This window comes from Spirosoma arboris (assembly GCF_009754945.1).
GTDB classification, from domain to species: Bacteria; Bacteroidota; Bacteroidia; order Cytophagales; family Spirosomataceae; genus Spirosoma; species Spirosoma arboris.
In genome coordinates this window covers 1-1,006 of record NZ_WPIN01000063.1, presented here as the reverse complement: position 1 = coordinate 1,006, position 1,006 = coordinate 1, and the positions used below count along the sequence as shown (strand labels likewise).

General features: G+C 52.9%; 1 protein-coding gene. It reads left to right on the top strand.

All coding sequences use genetic code 11. The features are described 5' to 3' along the window. On the top strand, window positions 1–1,006 hold a 1,006-nt coding region (locus tag GO755_RS40665), incomplete at both ends, for a replicative DNA helicase (RefSeq protein WP_157591171.1).

Below are 1,006 nucleotides of genomic sequence, written 5' to 3'. Positions count from 1 at the left end.
CGCAGCCTTAGCCTATGCTCGGGATTTAGAGAATCCTTCGACCGACGTGTTACAGGCAGGTCATCAATTTCGTCAGCAGACTGATCGGATGGAAAGCAATTTGCCGGACCGACGAGCGAAAGTACTTGCTGACGTAACCCGTGCGGTCCTGGAGGAGATGAGCCAGGGAGGACGTCACCTGATCAAGTCGGGTATTCGCTTGTTTGATGAAGCCATTGGCGGCTACGAACCTGGCTGTTTGTATGTCCCGGCCGGAAGGCCTTCGATGGGCAAGTCCGCTTATCTGTGTCAGCAGCTTGACGGCATCGCCATTCAGCAGAAAATCCCAGTAGGGGTGCTGCTTCTGGAAGGAACTGACAAGTCGATCGTTCGACGGCTCGCGACGCGTTACTGTGGCTTTAGTGTGGAGGATATTCGATTGGGCAACGCCCATCGAGATTTAGTGGCAAAAGCCTTGGCCATCGTTGAGAAGGCTCCATTGGAAATTGATGATTCACCCTGCTCGTTGGACCGCTTGGAGTCACGCATTACCCGGCTAGTGTTGAATGGTGCTCAAATCATCTTTGTCGACTACCTGCAACGCGTAAGAGATTACCGGCCTAGAGTCACGGCAATGGAGACGATTACGGCCATCTCAGGCACGCTAAAAGACTTAGCCAAGCAACTCAACGTGCCGATTGTGGCTTTATCACAACTTTCCCGAGAGCCCGATAAACGCAGTAGTTGGGAGAAGCGGCCCATTATGAGCGATTTACGGGGTTCGGGCGATTTAGAGCAGGATGCCGATGCGATATTCTTTCTGTTTCGGCCAGAGTATTACCATCTCAGCCAGTACCCCGATGGGGTTTCGACAGCCAACTTAACGGAGGTTCACATTGCCAAAAGCCGAGACGGGGTTATTCGTACCGGTGACGATGCGGTCGTCTTGTATCACCGGCTCAAGTACTCGGCTTATTACAGTAGTCGGGGTGAGTTTGAGAACGGTGAACCCGTTGCTGTCCGAGTA